The sequence below is a fragment of the Bernardetia sp. MNP-M8 genome, from assembly GCF_037126285.1.
Lineage (GTDB): Bacteria > Bacteroidota > Bacteroidia > Cytophagales > Bernardetiaceae > Bernardetia.
The window spans coordinates 2,173,390-2,189,785 of sequence record NZ_CP147012.1; the positions used below are offsets into that span (position 1 = coordinate 2,173,390).

The 16,396-nt window shown below is 32.6% G+C and carries 11 protein-coding genes and 1 tRNA gene; 5 read left to right on the forward strand and 7 right to left on the reverse strand.

The features are described 5' to 3' along the window. Positions 1–229: 229 nt before the first annotated feature. On the forward strand, positions 230–5,659 hold the full coding sequence (gene dnaE / locus V9L04_RS09015; RefSeq protein WP_338793763.1) for a DNA polymerase III subunit alpha: 5,430 nt from the start codon (positions 230–232) through the stop codon (positions 5,657–5,659). Positions 5,660–5,686: 27 nt separating this feature from the next. Next, entirely contained in the window at positions 5,687–6,370 is a 684-nt protein-coding gene (locus tag V9L04_RS09020; protein WP_338793764.1) for a hypothetical protein, read from the forward strand. Positions 6,371–6,472: 102 nt separating this feature from the next. Here V9L04_RS09020 and V9L04_RS09025 read toward each other — a convergent pair whose 3' ends face one another. From V9L04_RS09025 to V9L04_RS09050, 6 genes are all read right to left on the reverse strand, one after another. After that, positions 6,473–8,764 carry a putative porin gene (locus tag V9L04_RS09025; RefSeq protein ID WP_338793765.1) on the reverse strand — a complete coding sequence of 764 codons (2,292 nt, stop codon included), beginning with the start codon at positions 8,762–8,764 and terminating at the stop codon, positions 6,473–6,475. Positions 8,765–8,904: 140 nt separating this feature from the next. Then, a complete protein-coding gene (locus tag V9L04_RS09030; RefSeq protein ID WP_338793766.1) occupies positions 8,905–10,209 on the reverse strand; it encodes a hemolysin family protein in 1,305 nt (434 codons plus the stop codon). A gap of 97 nt (positions 10,210–10,306) precedes the next feature. Next, entirely contained in the window at positions 10,307–10,594 is a 288-nt protein-coding gene (locus V9L04_RS09035) for a hypothetical protein (protein WP_338793767.1), read from the reverse strand. 75 nt (positions 10,595–10,669) lie between these two features. After that, positions 10,670–11,314 carry an LPS export ABC transporter periplasmic protein LptC gene (lptC, locus tag V9L04_RS09040; RefSeq protein WP_338793768.1) on the reverse strand — a complete coding sequence of 215 codons (645 nt, stop codon included), beginning with the start codon at positions 11,312–11,314 and terminating at the stop codon, positions 10,670–10,672. Between the two features lie 123 nt (positions 11,315–11,437). Beyond that, positions 11,438–11,719 carry a hypothetical protein gene (locus V9L04_RS09045; protein ID WP_338793769.1) on the reverse strand — a complete coding sequence of 94 codons (282 nt, stop codon included), beginning with the start codon at positions 11,717–11,719 and terminating at the stop codon, positions 11,438–11,440. Between the two features lie 121 nt (positions 11,720–11,840). Next, positions 11,841–12,236 (reverse strand): hypothetical protein, encoded by a 396-nt coding sequence (locus V9L04_RS09050; RefSeq protein WP_338793770.1) that lies wholly within the window; start codon positions 12,234–12,236, stop codon positions 11,841–11,843. Positions 12,237–12,475: 239 nt separating this feature from the next. Between V9L04_RS09050 and dtd the strand changes: the two genes are divergently transcribed. From dtd to V9L04_RS09065, 3 genes are all read left to right on the forward strand, one after another. After that, positions 12,476–12,931, forward strand: coding sequence for a D-aminoacyl-tRNA deacylase (gene dtd, locus V9L04_RS09055; protein ID WP_338793771.1), 456 nt, complete (start codon positions 12,476–12,478; stop codon positions 12,929–12,931). Between the two features lie 241 nt (positions 12,932–13,172). After that, positions 13,173–14,645, forward strand: coding sequence for a HAMP domain-containing protein (locus V9L04_RS09060; RefSeq protein ID WP_338793772.1), 1,473 nt, complete (start codon positions 13,173–13,175; stop codon positions 14,643–14,645). Then, on the forward strand, positions 14,620–15,960 hold the full coding sequence (locus V9L04_RS09065; RefSeq protein ID WP_338793773.1) for a sigma-54 dependent transcriptional regulator: 1,341 nt from the start codon (positions 14,620–14,622) through the stop codon (positions 15,958–15,960). Before V9L04_RS09060 ends, V9L04_RS09065 begins: the two co-directional genes overlap by 26 nt. 64 nt (positions 15,961–16,024) lie before the next feature. Here the strand turns inward: V9L04_RS09065 and V9L04_RS09070 are convergent. Then, positions 16,025–16,098: transfer RNA gene (locus V9L04_RS09070), tRNA-Leu, on the reverse strand. Positions 16,099–16,396 lie beyond the last annotated feature (298 nt).

A 16,396-nucleotide genomic window follows, 5' to 3' on the forward strand; every position in this document is an offset into this window, starting at 1 on the left:
GTTTTAACAAAGTATATCCTATAAACATCTCCTTTTTTATGTTTCTAGTCTATAAGACTCAAATAAAAAAGCAGAATTTTCATTTTTTCACTAGAAATAAAAACTATTTCTGCGCATATTTTGAGCATTTTTTTGTAAATTCGTAGTGTGAAAATAAGCATCAACTCTTCTTTGTTATTGATATTCATATCTTGCCGTTGTCCCCACCAACAACAAAACACTACCATATATGTATTTAGTATTCGACACCGAAACCACAGGACTTCCAAAAAACTTTAATGCACCTGTTACAGATTCTGAAAACTGGCCTCGTCTTGTCCAAATTGCTTGGCAGTTGCACGACAAAACAGGAAATTTATTGTCTGCTCAAAATCATATTGTTTATCCAGATGGATTTACGATTCCTTTCAATGCCGAAAAAGTTCATGGAATTTCTACCAAAAGAGCAGAAGAAAATGGAAAGCCTTTGTCTGATGTTTTGAATGCTTTCGCTGATGATTATCAAAAAGCTGATATTCTCATCGGACACAATGTAGAATTTGATGTCGCTATCATGGGAGCAGAATTTCATAGAACCAGTATTGAGCGTGGTTTTATGGAAAAAGAAACGCTTTGTACAAAACTTACCTCGGTAGATTTTGTGGCTATTCAAGGTGGACGTGGTGGACGTTTCAAATGGCCTACACTTACTGAGCTTCACACCAAACTTTTCGGAGTTCCCTTTGCAGATGCTCACGATGCAGCCTATGATGTAGATGCAACAGCAAAATGTTTTTTCGGACTTTTACAAAATAAAGTAGTTCCGACAGTAGAAGATATTACACCTGAAATGGTTGTTTATCAAGCACCAGAATTGGATAAGGCTAATTTTGGGCAAGTACAAAAGAAAAGTAAGGCAAGTGATAGATTAAAAAAAGATAGAAAACTAGATGAAATTTTGCCTTTTGTGCATCTTCATACTCATTCTCAATTTTCCATTTTACAGAGTACAGCAAACGTCAAAAAACTGGTCAGTAAAGCCCATGAAATGGGAATGCCTGCCATTGCCATTACTGATATTGGAAATATGCATGGTGCTTTTTATGCTGTTGGGGAAGGCGAAAAATTAGGTATAAAAGTAATTATTGGTGCAGAGCTACATTTGACAGAAGATAGACACAAACATAAATTTACCAAAGACAATCCAGACCGTCGTACCAAACAAGTTTTTTTAGCTAAAAATCAAGCAGGGTATCATAATCTTGCCAAAATGTGTTCTTATGGATATGTAGATGGATATTATGCAGGTGTTCCACGTATCGATAGAGAGCTTATTGTAAAATATAAAGAAAATGTAATTGCCACCACAGGAGGAATTGGATCAGAAATTCCTCAACTAATTTTGAATGTGGGAGAGCTACAAGCAGAAGAGGCTTTCCAATGGTGGTTAGAAGAATTTAGAGATGATTTTTATATTCAATTACAGCGTCATGGATTAGAAGAAGAAGAGCGAGTAAATGAAATTCTTTTGAGTTGGGCTGACAAATACGATGTAAAATATTTTGCTTCCAACGATTGTTTTTATCTCAAAAAAGAAGATGCAGATGCTCATGATACACTTTTGTGTGTGAAAGATGGCATTCCGAAAAGTACGCCTGTGGGTCGTGGTCGTGGTTATCGTTTTGGTTTTCCGAATCACGAATTTTATTTTAAGTCTGCCGAAGAAATGAATCAGCTTTTTGCAGACCTTCCAGAATCCATTGAAACGACAATGGAAATTGTAAATAAAACGGAAGTCATAAAGCTAAAGCGTGATATTTTATTACCAAAATATGAAATTCCAGCAGAGTTTCCAGATGAAGATGCGTATTTGGCTCATTTGGCTTATGAAGGAGCAGCCAAACGCTATAAAGAAATTACACCTGCCATCAGAGAACGTATAGATTTAGAACTCAAAATCATGAAGGACATGGGTTTTCCTGGTTACTTTTTGATTGTACAAGATTTCATCAATGAAGCTAGAAGAATTGGTGTTGCCGTGGGTCCAGGTCGTGGTTGTTTGACGGCTGATGCCAAGGTGGTTTTGCATGACGGAACAACAAAAAATATTTGTGATATTGAGAAAGGAGATAAAGTAATTACAGAAAGTGGAACAATTAGAAAAGTAAAAAATACATTCGTTTATCCGACCAACAACAAAGAAGAATTATTAAAAATAAAAACCTATTACGGAGAAACAGAAGGAATTACACTAACCAAAGACCATAAAATTCTGACAGAAAAACAGCTTTTTCCAAAGAATTATGAAAACTGGGCAGAAAGCACAAAGAAAAATAGAGCAAAACCACGTCCAATAGGGAATTTGGAATGGAAACAAGCACAAGAAATTTCAGAAGGTGATTGGGTTTTTGTTCCAAAGCCAAAAGTTGAAATAAAAGAAATAAAAGAATTTGATTTGGCTGATTTGAGTGAATATTCTGCGTTGAATGATTTGCGTTTTGATGAAGAAACAATTTATCATGACGTTCAAAATACACTTTGCAATACCATTCAACGAACAAAAACACAAGAGAGAAAAATAATATTAGATAAAGATTGGTATAAAATATTTGGAATTTTTACTGGTGATGGTTGGATTCGTAAAAATGAACGTCCTCTTGTTGGTTTTGCTTTTCATGAAAGTGAAAAAGAAAATCTAAACTTTGTAAAAAATAAATTTGAGCAAATTGGTTGTGAGGTAAGCGAAAATCATTCAAAAACTAGAAAACTGATACAACTGGCAGTAAATAGCAAACCTATTTATTTACTTTTCAAAAAATTGTATGATGAGTATGAATTTAGTTCAGCAACTAAATACGTTCCAGATTTTGTTCTTTCTGCATCAGAAGAAAATGTAGCTTCGTTTTTAGAAGGATATTGTGCAGCAGATGGATATGAGGGAGAAGGCAAATTTAGATTTACAACAGTTTCAAGAAAATTAGCTGACCAAGTTCGTTTTCTTTGTTGGAGAATTAATATTCCAGCTTCTTTAGGAATTGATAATCGAATAGACAAAAGAGAAGCATTCAAAAATACACAAACAGCTTATTATGTAACCATTCCAAAAGACAAGCGAATTGGAAAGACAGCAGCAAAGGCAAATTATATTTATGAGCCAATCAAAAATGAAAAACAAGACGGTTTTTTACTCAAAATAAGAAGTGTAGAAACCGTTCCTAATCAAACTCTAGTTTACGATTTTGAAGTAGAAGAAGAACATAATTATTTGACTTCTTCGTTTTTGGTTCATAATTCGGCAGCAGGATCTGTAGTTGCATATTGTATCGGAATTACCAACATTGACCCTATTCTTTACAATCTACTTTTTGAACGTTTCTTGAATCCTGAACGTGTATCTATGCCAGATATTGACGTGGATTTTGACGATGTAGGAAGGCAATCTGTAATCGATTATGTAGTAAAAAAATATGGTCGTAATCAAGTAGCACAAATTGTAACGTACGGAACAATGGCAGCCAAAATGTCTATTAAAGATGTTGCTCGTGTGATGGAATTGCCTTTAGATGAATCAAATAGAATTGCCAAACTTGTTCCTGAAAAACCTGGGACAACACTAGACAAAGCCTTTGACGAAGTAGAAGAATTACGACAAATCTTTAGAGCAAAAGACTTGCAAGGAAAAGTTTTGCAAAATGCTAAAGTTTTGGAAGGTTCTGTTCGTAATACAGGAACGCACGCAGCAGGTGTAATCATTGCGCCTGATGATATTACCGAATATATTCCAGTCTGTACAGCCAAAGATGCTGACCTTTTTATTACTCAATTTGATGGAAAAGTAGTTGAAGATGCAGGAATGCTAAAAATGGACTTTTTGGGTCTGAAAACTTTAACTATTATAAAAGATGCCATTGATTTAATTGAAAAAAATCATGGAATTAGAATTGACCCAGACGAAATTCCAATTGATGATGTAAAGGCGTATGAACTCTACCAACGAGGCGATACCGTCGGAACATTTCAGTTTGAGTCGGATGGAATGCGTAAATATTTGAAGGAATTAAAACCTACAAATATTGAAGATTTGATTGCCATGAATGCCTTGTATCGTCCAGGGCCAATGGATTTTATTCCGTCTTATATTGACCGAAAACATGGAAGAGAAACTGTCGAATATCCTCATGAACTCTTAAAACCTATTCTTGAGCCTACTTTTGGAATTATGATTTACCAAGAGCAGATTATGCAAGCAGCCCAAATCATGGGAGGTTACTCGCTCGGTGGTGCAGATATTTTGCGTCGTGCGATGGGTAAGAAAAAAGCTGAAGAAATGGCAAAACAAAAGTCCATTTTTGTAGAAGGAGCAAAGAAAACACACGGAATTGATAAGAAAAAAGCCGAAGAAGTTTTTGAGGTAATGGAAAAATTTGCTGCCTACGGTTTCAACCGTTCTCACTCGGCAGCTTATTCGGTTGTTGCTTTCCAAACGGGTTATTTGAAGGCGCATTATCCAGCCGAATATATGGCAGCCGTTATGACCAACAATATGAGTAGCATTGATAAAATTACGTTTTTTATTGATGAAGCGCAGCGTATTGGTGTGCCTGTTTTAGGACCTGATGTCAATGAGAGTATTGAGCGTTTTGGTGTGAATGATAAAGGACAAATTCGTTTTGGACTTGCAGCCATAAAAGGAGCAGGAGAAACAGCCGTTTCGCATATCATCACAGAACGAGAAGAGAAAGGAAAATACGAAGATATTTTCAATTTTGTAGAGCGAATGGATTTGTCAGTTATCAATAAAAGAACTTTTGAAGCCTTAACTTTTGCAGGTGGATTGGACTGTTTTGAAGAGGTGCATAGAGCGCAAATTTTTGCACCCACTGACACAGGAAAGACCAATTTAGAATTACTTTTAGCGTACTCAAAGGCACAGAAAGAAGAAGCAGCCTCAGCACAAGTTTCTATGTTTGGAGGAGCAGATGGAAAAGTAGAAGTTATGCGTCCACGCCTTGCCGAAATAGAACCATGGACAGAAATAGACAAGCTCAATAAGGAAAAAGAAGTGGTCGGTTTTTTCATTTCTGGACACCCACTAGACCAGTACAAAATTGAGATGAAAACAAACTGTTCTTCCACACTTTTAAATCTTGCTAATGCACGAAAAGGCACAGAAGTAAAAGTAGGAGGAATGATAATCGAAGTAGCACACAGAAAGACAGCCTCTGGAAGAGATTTTGGTTTATTTACGTTAGAAGATTATTCTGGAAGTTATAAGTTTGCACTCTTTGGAAAGGAATATGACCATTTTAAAGGCTTTTTGATAATGGGAGAATTTCTTTTGATTACTGGAAGAATGGAAGAGCGATATAATAATCCTGACCAAGTAGAACTCAAAATAAAAAATATTTCGCTGCTTAGTGATGTCAAACAAAAGCCGATTTCAAGTATCAATATTGCCATTAATTTACTGAATCTCAACGAAACATTGATAATGGATTTAGAGAATTTATTTAATGACTGTCAAGGTGGAGATTGTAAAATAAAAATGGAATTTTTCCACCAAGCACCACAATCAGGACGTACTTTTATAAAAACCGTTTCGCATCATTTACAAATAAATCCGACTAGCGATTTGGTTAGGGATATTGAGCAGTTGGGAGTGGTTTGTCAGGTGGGGTAAATTTATCATCATAAAAAATTAAATCAAATGAATACACAAGAAAAATTAGTTAAAAGAGTAGATAGTCTTATAGAATTGGCTGATAGAACATTAGCTTCTAGAATAATTACTGGTGATGGTATGTGGTCACAACATAGTGTAAACGAAGAGTTATTCTCTCAGTTACAATCATCTTGTTTATCTTTCATAGAGAAACTTTTTGGGAAAAATCATTCCTATTATAATAAGTTCATAGAAATTAACATGCCAATTAATCCCAAATTTGTAATCGATTCTTATAAAGGTATTTTGTTGGGAGTCAAAGAAGAAATTGAGCAAGGTTGGCTAACTTCTGTAAAAGGATTAGTTTCAGCAGAAATATTTACTGATTTCCTTGAAATGGCAGAACATTTATTGAATGAAGGTTACAAAGACCCTGCTGCTGTTATGATAGGAAGTACATTAGAGGAGCATCTTAGGCAACTCTGTGATGCAAATGAAATAGATACTTTTATCATAAGAAATGAAAAAGAAGTTCCTAAAAGAGCTAATTCAATTAATGATGATTTAGCAAAAGAAGGTGTATATAATATGCTAGACCAAAAACAAGTTACTGCTTGGTTAGATTTGAGAAATAAAGCTGCTCATGGAAAATATGATGAATACACGAAGGAGCAAGTAGAACAAATGCTTCAAGGAGTATTAAATTTTATTAGTCGAAATAGTATTTGAAAGAAATAATTTTTATGCAAAAAGAACAATTTATAAATGCACTTAGAGATTTTGTAAAATCTTTGCCGTTGTTGGTATCTCACTGACGACAAAAAATCGTTTCTAATTAAAAAATAACCAATTAATCACTACTTCAACTGCACGAGGTTGAGCAATATAGAGAGGAGTATCATAATAACCTTGTCCTGCTGCATCTAACAAAACATTATTGACCTTTAAAGTAATTTTGGCTCTACTGACTTTAAAATTGAAAAATAAATCCATTTGAGGAAAACCACCTACATTATATTTTTCTTGTAAGTGAAACTGCTGAATAAGTGGATTGTAGGCATCTGCTTTATATTTGCTATGATAATGAATATCTGTTCCTATTTCGGCTTCCATTGCATTATCGAATAATCTATCTTTATAGAAGAGCATAAAATTGACAAAAACTGGAGGCATTCTGACCAAATCTTCACCTAAATTTCGGTTATAACGAAAATCTAAAAGCGCATGTAGTTTTTTATATGAACCATTAATGGCTAATCCTGCCGAAATGGGTTGTGTTGCTTTTGAGTTTTGTTGAGCTACTGAGTTAGAATCATTATACACCAAATTCTGAATATTACTTGCCGAAACATAGGGACGAAGGGAAATTTTATAGGCAGAATCTACCTTACTCAGAAAAGGAAGTTTTAATGGATTAAACTCAATAGAAGCATACACTTTATCACTTGTTGTTCTTTCAAAGTTATCGTTTTGCCAGCGTAGTTGTGGCTGAAAAGAATATTGCTGAATTAAAGACGGAGAATAAACCGTTCTATTTAATCCAACAGTTAAGTTATTTCGAATCCATTCTGCTGAAACTCTATAATCTCCCACTAGCTCCGAAACAAGTTGATATTCTGCCGAAGCATCGATATAAGAAACCACAGAAATCGTATTATCTTTTATAGAAATAGAAGGCTTAAAATTGATGTCGGTAGAGTCTTTTTTGGAAAGTGAATCCAAAACTTGACGCTCTTTTTTATAATCGTTCAATTCATTTATTTCTTTCTCTAGTTTATCATTTGCTTTTGTATTGAGAAAATAACGCAATCCACCTCCTACAAAAAGCTCTGGTTCAATATCTATCTTTTGGCTAGTCTGTATTTCTCCTTGTACAAAAGGAAAATCATAACGCACTTCATAATTTCGGAGTTTGGCAAAGGTTCGATATTGAAAATTATTTATCCGTCCTTTTATTCCTGCTTTATTTTCTAGTTGTGAAAAAGCTGTTCGATATGTAAATCCATTTGCAGCCACAACAGAAGGGAAGTCTGAAAACTGATTATAAAAAGCTACATTTGCTCCATAAGCAGTTCCATCATTACTATATCTATTTGTGTTTCTAGAATAATCTGTCAATTGAAAAATCTCAAACTGTCCTCCTTTAGTAATACTGTATTGTTGATAAATATGAAATGTACGTCCATATTGTACGACATCACCAAAACTAGGTAAGTTATAATCTAGTTCTGAGTTATCTAATTGAACAAGTGTATCAATAACATTTTGATTTGTAAAACCATCCAAGGAAATAGTTGATTTTACACCTCCAGTTTCTAATATATTGTGGTCGTACCAAGAAAAATGAGCCAACATTTTATAACGATGATTTTTGGAAAAGAAGCGATTTGTAAAACTAAAAGTTTGATGTTCTACTTGTTCGTCATTCCTCCTAAAGGCACGATTAATAACTTTATTTGCACTTATACGCCTATAAAAAATACTGACATTCCAATCAGGATTTACATTTCTACTTAAATCTACATCTAGCCACGACTTGCCTTGTCCTCCTTGCACTAAATAAATGTCTACATAAGGAGCAAGTGTATTGAAATAAGGAACTTCAGAAGGTCTTCGAATATAGGGTTCGTAAGCTGTAACTCCCCAACGTGAGCCAATTTGATTGGGTTCTTGATAAAAAATAGATTGAGCAGCCGTTCCTAGATTTCCCAAATCTTGATAGGTATAATCATTCCTTTGAATAATGCCGTACCTATGAAAATTATGGACAGATGTATCTGGATGAATCTCTCTTTTCGTGTTGAGATATAAATCTTCTTCATAAAGCTTCCATACTGAGTTAGCTGCATATTCTATACTATCCGTATTTATTTTAGGTGTTGTTTCGCCCTGTAATAATGCTGCTGTTGTGGCTGTGCTATCTGTACTAGCTGTTTTTGTAGTATCTGCTGGATTATTTATTTTCTTTTGAACAGAATCTTTTTTGGTAGAATCAGTAGGAAAAGGAGCTATCATTACTGTCGAATCACTTGTTTTTTGCATCAATGAATCTGCTAAAGGTAATTCATTAGCAGGAATAGAATCATTTTGAGCAAAAATAGTTTGAGTAAAAAAACTACTCAAAAAAACAAATAAAATGAATAGAGTCGTTCTTTGAAATGTCAAAAACGTTGAATGAAAAAATGATAAAAATGTTTTTTTCGTGTTATAATTTTCCAAAATATTTTCTTTAGCTGATTTTTCAAATAAAAATAAAACTCAAATTAATTTATATCTTCTTCTTCCTCTGAGTAAGGAGTTTCATAAAAACGAATTGCTATAATTTCGATGCGTGCGCCCTGCATTTCTTTGACAAGAATTGTAAAGTTTTCATCTTTAATTTGTGTTCCTGCTTCTGGCATTGTTCCTAGTTTTTCTAAAATATATCCTCCTAGTGTATCATACTCTCCTTCTGGAATATTCCAGTTATGTTTTTCATTGAGTTCTTGAATATCATAACGAGCATGAAGCAAAAAGTTTTTCTCATCAATTTTTTCAAAAAACAAACCTTCTTCATCGTGTTCGTCTTCTATCTCTCCCAAAATTTCTTCTACAATATCTTCAATTGTAACAATTCCTGCTGTTCCTCCAAACTCATCTGTAACAAGTGCCATACTTTTACGAGTAGCAATAAAGCGCATCATAAGTTCGTTGGTGTGCATGGTTTCAGGAACAAAAAAGATACTGTCTGTGACACTTTTTATGGTTGTGGGATTGTCAAAAAGTCGCAAAGCGTGACTATAACCAATTACATCATCAATAGTTTCTCTATAAATAATAATTTTGGAATGTCCACTTTCTACAAAAAGTTGTTGTAGTTTTTCGATGCTTTCCTCAATAGAAATCGAAACTATATCAGTACGAGGAATCATACAATCTCTAACTTTTAGTGTTCTGAATTCTACTGCATTTTGAAACAAATCAGCATCTACATTTGACTTTTCTCCCTGCGAACCACTCAATTTTTGAATATAATGATTGAGGTCAGAAATGCCCAAAAGTGGAAGTTCTCTATCTTCTTCTATCTTAAAAACTTTTCTAGTAAACCATTTAGCCGACTTTATAATTATCCACACAAAAGGATAAAAAACAAAATACACAGCTCTCATAAAATGGACTAATATTTCAATAATTCGATTCGGACTGGCAAGAGCAATACTTTTTGGTAAAAATTCAGCAACTGCCAAAACTAGCATTGTTGATAAAATAGTCTGACTTCCCAAAACAGCCGTTTCGATAAGCGCATCATTATTAATAAGCCATTTTGTAAAAAGATTTTTTAGAGGTGGGTCTAAAACCTGTGCCATAAAAATTCCATACAAAACAAGTGAAATTGTATTTCCTGTAAGTGTTGTACAGATAAAGTAATCTTCTAATTTGTAAAATCTATATAAAAGTTTTGCTGTTCGTCCCCCTTCGTTTTGTTTTAAGGCAAGTTGCAAACGGTCAGCCGAAATAAAAGCAATTTCGATAGCCGAGAAAAAAGCCGAAAATAAAAGTGATATAAATATGGGGATCCAAGGGTTCATTTCTTTAGTTATTAGTCATAAGTTATTAGTGATAAGTCAAATTATTGATTTTACATTCATTAATTGACTCTAGTTTAATCACTAATTACTGTCTGTTTTAGTTTCTTTTTTTACGTTTCTTTTTGGGTGGTGTAAGGTTAGAGTTCTCTTTATCCACATATTGCTTTTTAGAGTTACTTTTATTTTCCTGTTTTTTAGTTTCTTGATTTTCAGCTTTTTCTTTTTCAGCGTTTTTTGACTTTATCCAAGTATATACCAAAAACAATAAGACAGAAAGGCTCAATATCCAATATACTTCCTGCACTTCATAATAATAAAGTTGATGTACACCAATTGCTAAAGAAGCAACACAAAAAGCTAATAAAATATTTTCAAGTAATTTCATTGAACGGATTTATAAAATAAAAATTTTGGCAAAGGTACTGTTAATTTTGTATTTTTTCGTATTCTAAAATGGATGTTATTGGGTTGGTAAGGATTGTTGAAGATTAGAATAGGAAGTGTTTTTTTGATTTTGCATATCTGTACTATCAGGTTTTTCAAATCCTTGAGTTCTTTCTTTATAAATGAAACTTCCAGTTGGTTGCCAGACTTTATATTTACTAAATGTCTCATTCGAAGTCATTCCAATTCCATAAAGGGTCTCAGTTGGTGTTTTGACAGCAATTTCTTTTTCTGTATAAATTTCTCTTTTAAACTCGTTCCAATGGAGTTCAGGAGTATTTACTTTCTGTTCTTGCTCATAATTAACTACTTCTACATTTCCATAGGCATGGTATAATTTACTAATTCTCTCATAGCGACCTGAGTCTGCTGTTAGTGTAGTAGTAATTTTGCCTTTGGTATCATACATACTCACTCTAAAATTGCTTGGGTAATAAAGGTCTTCATTTTGATAAATATATTCTAAAGGAGCTTCAATTTTTATTTTGAGTAATCCTTCTTCACTATAAATACGTCGAATGTTCTCAAAAGTAGCAATAATAGTATTTTTTGCTTTTTCTTCTTCGCTCATCTCATCTTCTCCACAACTTTGGAAGATAAAAGCAAATGTTACCAAGCTCAAAATTGCAAAAAAAGGGTAGTGATATAATTTATATTTCATTACTAATAAATATCTATTCAATTCTATTAAAATCCTAATCCACAAAATTACTACTTTCTACAAACAGTACGCACTTTAATCATCTTAATTTTTGGCAAAATTGATTATTGTTATGTAAATGTTCTATAAAAAATACTGTTTTTTAAAGTCTTCACTAACTTCCAAAATTTTTCCAGTAAAAAATAACTTTCCTCCATATCCTCCTTCAAATTCATTTCCGACATATAAGGAATCCTTTATTTGTTCAGGAACAAGAAATTGCATAATTACTTCATACTCTTGATATTCATACATCATATCTTCAGTGCATGTAGTCAAAACACTAAACCAACTTGTATGTTCTTTGAACTTTATGTGTAGCCAACCTTCACTTTCTTTCCGTTTATGTTTTGCTCTTAAAAACAATTGCTGAAAAAACTATTTTTGCTAGAATATCCATAAAAATATATCTTTTAGATAAAAACAGAAAAACATCATAAACTAAAAAAATAATCTATGATGTTTTTATATGTATTAGATACAAGAACTATCTCCATTTATTATTGTCTTTACAAACTTCTTCTAATGTTCTTTTATGTACAGTCAAAAGTTCATCTGGATGTTTGATGTCTAAAAAGTCTACTCGTATATCATCTTCGTTTTTCTCTAAAAATGCAAATCCTTTTCTGCATACTTTTCGAAGCACTTTCTGTACATTTTTAGCACTTGGCAGAGTCAGAAGAGCTGAATAATAGAGTTCGTCTACACGAATATAAAAACGGATTTGAGTTCCATATTCTCCATTTCCCATAATACTAGGCTGCATATAACTGATTTCGCCACCCTCATCATCTATTTTCATAAAATGAGCTAGTTTTTCTTCATGCGAACGCAGCGTTTTTAGCTCCGTTTTGATAGATTCTAATTGATTGAGTTTTGCCATGATAATTATTAATTTTTAATCAGATGAGTAATAGTTTTAAAAAGTGGTCATAAGTTGTTGTATAAATCTGATTGTTTTCCTGATATATTTTATACAAAAAATACATTATCAATAATAAATATTAGTTTACCTACAAGTAAAGTGCTAATAAATTATTTTTACAAAAATAAAATTATATTTATATTAGTCCAAAATGAGGTAAATTTAATTCATATCAAAAAAAATAGTTCTTTAAAAATATGATAGCACTTATTCAGCGAGTTACACAAGCATCTGTTAAGGTAGAAGGTAAAGTAATTGGAGAAATAAAGAATGGACTACTTGTATTTTTAGGTGTTTCAGCCACTGACACTTCAAAAACAATTGACTGGCTTAGTAAAAAAATAGTTGGACTACGCATTTTTTCAGACCAAGACGATAAAATGAATTTTTCTGTAAAGGATATAGAAGCAGATATTTTATTAGTTAGTCAATTTACTTTATATGCCAATGTAAAAAAAGGAAATCGTCCTTCTTTTTCTGATTCTGCTCCCCCTTCTTTGGCTATTCCTCTTTATGAACAAATGATAAACGCATTAGAAGAAAAATTAGAAAAACCTATACAAACAGGACAATTTGGAGCAGATATGAAAATAGAACTACTCAATGATGGTCCTGTAACTATTTGTATAGATACACATCAATATGGTTTGTAATCCTCAATCTTAACAAACGTAGATATAATATATATTAGTTTTGTTTAACAAAGGTAGTTAAAATATTGTGCATTACTGATTTGTAGTAGTTTTTTATTGACCTTGACTGAACAAAAAAAAATTTTTTCCCAAAATGAAAATATAGTTTTTCATTTTGAAAAAAAATAGAAGTTTTGTTGTTGTTATATTCTTTTTAAAAAAGTCTGTAAAGACCTTGTTAAGCCCTTTATAAGCCTTATTTATGGCATTTTTATATAAAAAGGCAACTTTCGGCATAAGACATGATTATAATATAGTTACTTATCAAAACTATATTACCAAAATTTTAAATTACTTTTTTATCATGCGTTTGCGTACCAAACTTTTTTCTGGACTAATATTGTTGTTTGTAGTGATTTCACTATTGGCAACTGTTGGTGGGTATGCTGTATATAAATTAGATAAAAATTCGAAAGGAATTTTAGTAGATAATTTTACTTCAATAGATTATAGTATTGAGATGCTTAATTCTCTTGATGATATTAGAAAAGCTCAGCAATTTATGTTAGAGAACCCTGACTATTCATCACAAGTAACGACTAATTATAAAAAGGCAAAATCAAAGTTTGAGGAAAATTTTGAATTACAAGCTGCCAATATTACAGAACCAAATGAAGCAGAATTAGTAGCACAACTATATGATAAATATAAAATCTACATCTCTAATTTTGAAACAGTAAAAGCTAAAAATGATTTACCTACACTTTCTTATATACCTAAAATTGAAGATGATTATCAGGATGCTAAAAGCCAAATTTTAGTTATTTATGCTATTAATAAAAAATCATTTTTGAATCGTAGTGCCTATGCTAAAGAACTTGCAAATAATAACTCAATATTTATTATTACATTAGGAGTTCTTAGTGTTGGACTTACTTTTATCTTTATTTTGTATTTCCCAATTTATATAACAAAACCTCTTGTTCGATTAAAACAAAAGTTGCAAGCTGTTGCTAACTATGATTATTCTCAACAACTACAAATCAAGTCAACAGATGAGTTGGGTTTGATTGCTTCTACCTTTAATACAATGGTAAATCGTCTTAAAGAACACGAAGAGTCTGCAGTAGCCAAATTAATGTATAGAAATCAACATACACAAGCTGTCATGAACCAGTTGCAAGAAGGTGTGTTAGTATTAGATGAAAATCTAAAAGTAGTTGCTATTAATGAATTATTGGCAAATCTAATGCAAGTAGGACAACCAAAAAATTGGATGGGAAAATACGCCCCTGATATGGCTTTGAAAAGTAATTTGATGAGAAAGTTGATTGCACCTACTCTAAAGCCTCGTTTTATTGATAATGATGAACTAAAACCTTCTGGAACTAACTTAATCAATGAACAAGAAAGAGAAGAAAATTCACGTATTTTGCGTATAGAAGACCATGGAAATGAATACATTTATCAAGTTACTCAACAAAATTTTTATACAAATACACAGAACACTAAACAATTTGCTGGTTACATCATTACTGTAAAAGAAGTTGTAGAAAAACAACCTCAAATCAGTCAGATGCAAACAAATTCGTTTCTCAATCAACTAGAATTTAATTTACTAGAATTGAAAAATAATGAAGAGAATCAAAAATCTCTTCAACGCATAAATAACCTTATAGATACTACTCAAAAATTTAATAGCACTTTGAATGGAAGGCTCAATATTACTCATTGATGATGAAGAACAATTATTAAAACTCTTCACAAGGACATTAAAATTAGAAGGATATAATATTACACAGGCAAAAAACATTGCAGAAGCATTCAAAGCATTAGAAAAAGATGACTTTGATCTTATTCTTACTGATGTAAAGCTACCTGATGGTGATGGTGTAGAGGCAACCAAAACCTACAAAGAAAAATATCCTAATACAGAAATAATAGTTATTACGGCTTACGGAACTATAAAAGATGGTGTAAAAGCCATTCAAAATGGGGCGTTCAATTATCTCACAAAAGGTGATGATAATGATCGCCTTTTGCCGTTGGTTGCTAATGGAATAGAAAAAGCAAGACTACAACAACGTCTAAATAGAATTACAGATAAAGCTCAAAATAATTATGGTTTTAGTTCTGTAATAGGAGAATCAGAAAGTCTTCAAAAGGCGATTACATTAGCCAAAAGAGTTGCTTCAACACCCACAACTGTACTTTTAACTGGAGAAACAGGAACGGGAAAAGAGGTTTTTGCTCAAGCTATTCACTATGAAAGCGATAGAGCAAAAGAAGCATTTGTTGCATTAAATTGTAGTGCTTTTGCACCTCATTTATTAGAATCTGAACTTTTTGGTTACAAAGCTGGAGCTTTTACAGGAGCAAATAAAGACAAGCGTGGACTACTAGAAGAAGGACACAGAGGAACAGTTTTTTTAGATGAGATTGGAGAAATGCCATTAGAGCTTCAAGCAAAAATATTGCGTTTTCTTGAAACAGGGGAGTTTATAAAGGTAGGAGATACAAAGGTTACCAAAATTCAGACACGTATTCTTGCTGCCACCAACCGAGATTTATTAAAAGAAGCAGAAGAGAACAAGTTTCGTTTAGATTTATACTATCGTTTGGCTGTTTTTCAAATCCATTTACCACCTCTTGTAGAACGTGGAAGAGATATTGAATTATTAGCTCGTTTTTTTGTAAAACATTTATCTTCAAAAATGGGAAAGAAAAGTCCTATGATTGAACAAGATTTTATTGAAAAATTACAAACATATAGTTGGAAAGGAAATGTAAGAGAACTCAAAAATGTAATTGAAAGAGCCGTTATTATGTCTGATGACATTCTTAGCCCTGATGTATTATTATTTGGGCAAACAGGTGCAACTAACGGAGCTATTATTACACCACTTACAAGTCTGGCAGAAGTAGAAAAACATCACATGAAACGTGTTTTGGCTCATACAGAAAATAATAAGTCTGAAACAGCTAAAATATTAGGTATTGGACTGACAACACTTTATAGAAAAATGCAAGAATATGAGTTAGAAAAATAAACTATTGTATTGTAAATCAAAGTCATAAAAAAATGGACAGACACCTAACCTATGTGCCTGTCCGTAATGAAGGTGGGACTCGAACCCACAATCCTCTGATCTTGAGTCGGATGCCTTAACCAATTTGGCTACTTCATCGGTTGTAATGGGTATTAATCATTACTCATTTTTGTAGTTTTCTAGATTATCTACTTACGTCAAATGACCTTTGCTCTGCCACTGAGCTACGCCCCCAATTTTGATTTGATTTTTGTGGAGGCGAGAAGATTCGAACTTCTGCGCTGGGTCATAGATACCAATAATCAGAATGCTATAAAAATGCTTTGAAGCTTACACTATGAGCAAAAAACTTAAACTAAAGAAGCAAATAAGCTATTTCTGAACACTCAGAAGTTGCCAGTTTATGAAAACTGACTAGCTTACCAACTTTTTGAAA

What these genes read in the sequence shown, in the direction of transcription:
- V9L04_RS09065 (WP_338793773.1), top strand. Translation starts at nt 14,620, where the DNA reads ATGGAAGGCTCAATATTACTCATTGATGATGAAGAACAATTATTAAAA.
- V9L04_RS09020 (WP_338793764.1), top strand. Translation starts at nt 5,687, where the DNA reads ATGAATACACAAGAAAAATTAGTTAAAAGAGTAGATAGTCTTATAGAA.
- lptC (WP_338793768.1), bottom strand. Translation starts at nt 11,314, where the DNA reads ATGAAATATAAATTATATCACTACCCTTTTTTTGCAATTTTGAGCTTG.
- V9L04_RS09060 (WP_338793772.1), top strand. Translation starts at nt 13,173, where the DNA reads ATGGCATTTTTATATAAAAAGGCAACTTTCGGCATAAGACATGATTAT.
- dnaE (WP_338793763.1), top strand. Translation starts at nt 230, where the DNA reads ATGTATTTAGTATTCGACACCGAAACCACAGGACTTCCAAAAAACTTT.
- dtd (WP_338793771.1), top strand. Translation starts at nt 12,476, where the DNA reads ATGATAGCACTTATTCAGCGAGTTACACAAGCATCTGTTAAGGTAGAA.
- V9L04_RS09050 (WP_338793770.1), bottom strand. Translation starts at nt 12,236, where the DNA reads ATGGCAAAACTCAATCAATTAGAATCTATCAAAACGGAGCTAAAAACG.
- V9L04_RS09030 (WP_338793766.1), bottom strand. Translation starts at nt 10,209, where the DNA reads ATGAACCCTTGGATCCCCATATTTATATCACTTTTATTTTCGGCTTTT.
- V9L04_RS09035 (WP_338793767.1), bottom strand. Translation starts at nt 10,594, where the DNA reads ATGAAATTACTTGAAAATATTTTATTAGCTTTTTGTGTTGCTTCTTTA.